Source organism: Gemmatimonadota bacterium, assembly GCA_016209965.1.
Taxonomy (GTDB): Bacteria; Gemmatimonadota; Gemmatimonadetes; order Longimicrobiales; family RSA9; genus JACQVE01.
In genome coordinates, this window is sequence record JACQVE010000030.1 from 1 (window position 1) to 5,214 (window position 5,214).

Below are 5,214 nucleotides of genomic sequence, written 5' to 3' on the forward strand. Positions count from 1 at the left end.
CGCCCGCCGCCGCCGCCGATCCACTCCGGGCGGCCCAGCGTGCCGGCCGGCCCAGCGTGCTTGACTCCTCCGTGACCCGCTCGCATCCATGAATGAGCGATACGTGAGCGCCGAAAGGGCGTTTGGATTTCCTTCTATGGTGCCCCGGGGAGGCTCGTTCGGAATGAAGGTGGAGGAGACGCAGGGCGGCGGCGCCGCCGACGGCGCGCGCCGGAGCACATTGATCCTGCTCCGGCTGGGCGCGGAGCTCACCATCAAGTCGCGCCGCACTCGCTCCCACTTTCAGCAGCGGCTGCTGCGCAACGTACGGGACGCACTGGCGACGACGCGCGAGCCCTACCGGATCCAGGGGGGCTGGGGGCGTGTGTTCCTCGAAGCGTCGTCGCCGCAGGCGCCCGCGCTCCTGGCCCGCGTCTTCGGGATCAGCTCCCTTTCCCCCGTGGAGGCCGTAGTGCCCGCCGAGCAGGACGCCATTGTGGCGGAGGGCGAGGTTCGCTTCCGGGAACGCGTGCGCGGCCGCAGCTTCGCGGTGCGCGCCCGCCGCGCCGGCCGCCACTCCTTCTCCTCGCAGGACATCCAGGTACAGCTCGGCGCCGCGCTCCTGCCCCACGCCGCGCGGGTGGACCTCGATCAGCCGGAAGTGACGGTTTACGTCGAGGTCCGCGACGACAAGGCCTACCTGTTCGGCGAGCGCATCGCCGGCGCGGGCGGGCTGCCGCTGGGCGTCGAGGGGAACGCCGTCGCCCTCCTTTCCGGCGGCTACGACTCCGCAGTGGCCGCGTGGCTCATGCTCAAGCGCGGCATTGCCCTGGACTACGTGTTCTGCAACCTGGGCGGCGACGCCTACGAGCGCGCTGTCGTGCAGGTGGCCAAGGTGCTGGCCGACGAGTGGAGCTACGGCAGCCGGCCGCGCCTGCACGTGGTGGACTTTGGCGAGGTGTTGCAGGAGCTGCGCGCACGCGTGAAGCCGAGTTACTGGCAGGTCGTGCTCAAGCGGCTCATGTACCGGGCCGCCAGCCGCATCGGCGAGGAGCGAGGAGCGGGCGCGATCGTGACGGGCGAGGCGGTGGGGCAGGTATCGTCGCAGACGCTGACCAACCTGGGCGCCATCGAGCCGGCCGCCACGCTCCCCCTGTTCCGACCGCTGCTGGGCTTCGACAAGGAGGAGATCATCGCGCGGGCGCGGCAGGTCGGGACTGCCGCGCTCTCCGAGCAGGTCAAGGAGTACTGCGCCATTGCGCCGGGCAAGCCGGTGACGGCGGCCAGCGCGGAAGCGGTGGGCCGCGAGGAAGCGAAGATGGACGCGGCGGTACTGGACGCTGCGCTCGCCTCCCGCAAGGTGCTGGACCTGCGCGCCCTCACGCCCACTGACCTGGTGGCGCCCTACCTCTTCGCCACCGAGATCCCACGCGGCGCCGTGGTGCTTGACTGCCGGCCGGAGCCGCAATACCGGGCGTGGCACCTGCCGGGCGCCATACGGCAGGAGGAGTGGGAGCTGCTCAAGGGCTTCCGCAAGCTGGACAAGGGCCGCACCTACATCCTCTACTGCGCCCACGGCATCCAGACCGCGTACCTGGCCGAGCGCATGCAGCGTGCGGGGTACGAGGCGTACTCGTTCAAGGGCGGGGTGCGGGGGGTCATGCGGTACTCGCAGGGAGCGCGGGCGCTCCATGGAGAAGGGCAAGGGCCCTAGACTCCTTGCTTCTCCCTCGCTGGTCACCAGCGCAGCACAATTTTCCCGAAGTTCTCGTTCGCCTCCAGCCGCCGGTGCGCCTCGCGCACCTCGCCCATAGGGTAGACGCGGTCGAGCACGGGACGCACACGCCCAGCGGCGAGGAGCGGCAGCACGTGCCGCTCGAGGTCGCGGGCCACGCGGATCTTCTCCTCGAGCGGCCGGGCGCGCAGCGTCGTCCCCACCACCGTGAGCCGCTTGCGCAGCAGGATCCCCAGATCCAGCTCGGCGCGGGCACCGGCGACGAGCCCCACGACGGCCAGGCGGCCGAGCGGCTCCAGCGCCCTCATGTTGCCGGCCAGGTAGTGTCCGCCCACCAGGTCCAGGATCGCGTGCACGCCCGTACCCCCCGTGAGCCGGAGCAGCGCCTCGGCGAAGTCCTGTGCGCCGGCGTCAATGCCGGCCTCGAGCCCCAGTTCCGCGGCCCGCTCCAGCTTCCAGGCGGCGCGCGCCGTGCCGTAGACGGTGGCGCCGGCTGCACGCGCGAGCTGCACCGCCGCGGTCCCCACCCCACTTCCCACCGCGTGGACCAGCAAGCGCTCACCCGGGCGCAGCTCGAGGCGGGTGAAGAGCGCGTCCTGCGCGGTGATGAAGGCCTCGGGAATAGCGGCGGCCTCCTCGAAGGAGAGCTGCTCGGGCACAGGCACCGCCTCCCGCTCCTGCGTGAGCACGGCCTCGGCGTAGGCGCCGCCGGCAACGAGGCCCATCACCCGGTCGCCCGGCTGCCACCGGCGCGCGTCCGGCCCCGCCGCGTCCACCGTGCCGGCGTACTCGAGCCCGGGCACCTCCGCCGGCACGCCCGGCGGCGCCGGGTAGCGCCCCAGCCGCTGCAGCAGGTCCGCCCGGTTGAGGCCCGCTGCGTGCACGCGCACCCGAACCTGGCCGGGTCCGGGCTCCGGCAGCGCGAGCTCGCGCTCTTCCAGGACTTCCGGGCCGCCGGGGGCGGTGATGACGATGGCGCGCATTGGTGGGGGTCGGTCGAGGCGTGATCCTCGAGGTCAGCAGTCGGCAACAGGAACCGGTACGGGCACGGGGTACGGGTACGGGTACGAACGGGACGCTACACCGCTTTGCGGGCCATGAAGTGGTAGAGGAAGGTGAAGAACAGGCCGCCCGCGACAGCCCCGATGATGCCCCCCGGCCGCAGCGGCGCGGGGTTATGAAAGATATAAGCGGACGTGCCCAGCATACCGCCAACGAGCGCGCCGAAGACGCCGAAGATGAAGCTCAAGAGCGCCGTCGTCCCCGCGCCGCGGTAGGTGCGGTACGCGAGGCCTCCCGCCACCAATCCAATGGCGAGCCAGATCAGGAAACCGGTCAGGAAGCTCATAGGGCTCCCGCGCCTCCCCATAGCATGTCTTTGGCGGCTGCGATATAGCGGGGTTTCCCTGATCAGCGCAAGCCAGGCTACGCAGGGCTAGGGCTAGGGCCTAGGGCTGGTAGATCCTGCGGAGTCGCCTCGGCTGGCGGGCGCACGCGGCCGGACGGCCCGCTCTATCTGGACCTGCTCCGTGTAACCCCAGCCCGAGCCCCAGCCCCAACCCCTTCTACACAGCCACGTCGGGCGTGGCGGCCGCCGCCTTGCCAGCGGCGCGCCGCCGGGGGCGGGCCGGCGCCGGGATGCGCAGCGCCAGCAGGCCCGCCACCGCGACCAGTGCGCCGCCGATCCAGAAGGGCGTGCCGATGCCCAGGTGCTGGAATACGAAGCCAGCCCATACTGGCCCGAGCACGCGCCCCAGCCCGCCGACCACCTGGCTGCCGCCCAGGATGGAACCCTGGGAGGCGGCGTCGGTGGCGCGCGAGACCAGGCTGGCCAGCGAGGGGAACAGCGTCCCCGCGCCCAGCGCCCACATGGGCACGGCCACGCCCATCCACCACAGTCCCGGCAGCAGCGGCACGACCAGGAGGCTGGCGGCGAGGGCTGCGATCCCCACCAGAGCCGTGCGCTCCTCGCCCAGCCAGCTCACGAGCGGGCCGAGCAGCACGCCGCGCACCAGCACGGTGACGCCGCCAGCCAGCGTGAAGAGGATCCCCATGTCGGAACCATCGGCGCCGAACACGCGCTCGAGGTAGAGCGCCAGTACGGCGGTCATGGCGGTGAAGGAGGAAATGGAGAGGAAGTAGACGCTGAGGAAGAGGGAGAGCGGGAAGCGCATCATGGTGGCGAGCCAGCCGCGCAGCGTGGCCGCCTCGCCCAGCTCGAGGGCTTGCTCGGGGTGGCGGCTGCGGGATTCCGGCAGCAAGCGGATCGCCGCCAGCCCGTTCGCGGCGCACAGCCCGGCGGCCACGAACCCCGGAATACCCAGCCCCCAGCGGCTGAAGTAGCCGCCAATGGCCGGCCCGAGCATCACGCCCAGGCCGGCGGCCGCGCCGATCCAGCCCATGCCCCGCGCCCGCTCCTCCGCCGTGGTCGTATCCGCAACATAGGCCTGGGCCAGCGCGATCGTGCCGCCCGCGGCGCCGGCCGCCAGGCGGGAAAGGAAGAGCAGCCATAGCGAATTGGCCAGGCCAAAGATCAGGTACGACAGTGCGGAGGCGAAGAGGCTGGCCACGAGCAGGGGGCGGCGGCCGCGCCGGTCCGAGACGCGGCCCCAGACCGGCGTTGCCGCGAGCTGCATGGCGGAGAAGGACGCGACCAGCAGGGTCACTTCCACGGGCGAGGCGCCCAGCGACTCGGCGTAGAAGGGCAGGAGCGGCAGGACAATGCCGAATCCCACCATGTCGACAAGCACTGCAGCGGAGAGCACGCCGAGCGGCGAGTTCTTCACGCCGCACCCGCGCAGGTGTCACGTTTTGTTTCAGACTTGTCCCGCGTCAGGCGAGGCATTATCGTGTGCGCACGTCGCGCACGGTCCCCTCCCCAGCCGTCCGCCGAAGCCGGCCCACTGCAGAGCTCAACCCGGGCCACCTGTGATTCCGCCATGACGCCGTCGAACCGCTCGAGTTCGGCCAGTTTCAAGGAACGATACGCGGTCCTGCTAGACATCGGCCGCATTCTAACCGGTACGCTTCGGCCGGACGACCTCTACCGCACCATCTACGAGCAGGCGAGCCGCGTCCTCGAGACCACCGGCTTTTACATCTCGCTCTACGACGACGCCACCGATGCCGCTACGGTGGTCTTTTACGCTGACCGGGGCAAGGAGGAGCGGGTAGAGCTGAGCTATCGCGGCTCGGACAGCATTCCCATCCGCGAGGGGCGGCCGACGCTGAACCGGGTAGGCCACGCGGACGAGGCCATCCTGCTGCTCGGCCACGAGCGGGACGAGGTCACGCGCTTGGCCATCTCGGCACCCATGCTCCAGAAGGGGAGGGTGCTGGGCGTCATCAGTGCGCAGAGCTATCGGCCGGACGCCTACACCAGTGATGACCTGGAGCTGCTGGCCGCGGTGGCGGACCTGGCCGCGGTCGCGCTGGACAACGCGCGCTACGTCGAGGAAACGGAGCGGCGGCGGCGCGAGGCGGAGCGGCTGGAGGAGATC

Annotated in this window: 5 protein-coding genes; 2 read left to right on the forward strand and 3 right to left on the reverse strand. The window is 71.2% G+C overall.

Features of this window, described 5'->3' with window-relative positions; translation table 11 throughout:
* Positions 1 to 163 precede the first annotated feature (163 nt).
* Complete coding sequence (thiI, locus tag HY703_01285; GenBank protein ID MBI4543811.1) at positions 164 to 1,693, forward strand: tRNA 4-thiouridine(8) synthase ThiI; 1,530 nt, start codon at positions 164 to 166, stop codon at positions 1,691 to 1,693.
* Between the two features lie 23 nt (positions 1,694 to 1,716).
* Here thiI and HY703_01290 read toward each other — a convergent pair whose 3' ends face one another.
* The 3 genes from HY703_01290 to HY703_01300 form a co-directional block, all read right to left on the reverse strand.
* Positions 1,717 to 2,697, reverse strand: coding sequence for an NAD(P)H-quinone oxidoreductase (locus HY703_01290; GenBank protein ID MBI4543812.1), 981 nt, complete (start codon positions 2,695 to 2,697; stop codon positions 1,717 to 1,719).
* A 95-nt stretch (positions 2,698 to 2,792) separates the two neighbouring features.
* Positions 2,793 to 3,062 (reverse strand): hypothetical protein, encoded by a 270-nt coding sequence (locus tag HY703_01295; protein MBI4543813.1) that lies wholly within the window; start codon positions 3,060 to 3,062, stop codon positions 2,793 to 2,795.
* A 217-nt stretch (positions 3,063 to 3,279) separates the two neighbouring features.
* Positions 3,280 to 4,500 (reverse strand): MFS transporter, encoded by a 1,221-nt coding sequence (locus HY703_01300; protein ID MBI4543814.1) that lies wholly within the window; start codon positions 4,498 to 4,500, stop codon positions 3,280 to 3,282.
* Between the two features lie 153 nt (positions 4,501 to 4,653).
* Here HY703_01300 and HY703_01305 point away from each other — a divergent pair.
* A partial coding sequence (locus HY703_01305) for a GAF domain-containing protein (protein ID MBI4543815.1) occupies positions 4,654 to 5,214 on the forward strand: 561 nt, incomplete at its 3' end.

Bases quoted from the DNA above. Each gene is read 5' to 3' on its own strand.
- HY703_01295 (MBI4543813.1), bottom strand. From the start codon at position 3,062: ATGAGCTTCCTGACCGGTTTCCTGATCTGGCTCGCCATTGGATTGGTG.
- HY703_01290 (MBI4543812.1), bottom strand. From the start codon at position 2,697: ATGCGCGCCATCGTCATCACCGCCCCCGGCGGCCCGGAAGTCCTGGAA.
- thiI (MBI4543811.1), top strand. From the start codon at position 164: ATGAAGGTGGAGGAGACGCAGGGCGGCGGCGCCGCCGACGGCGCGCGC.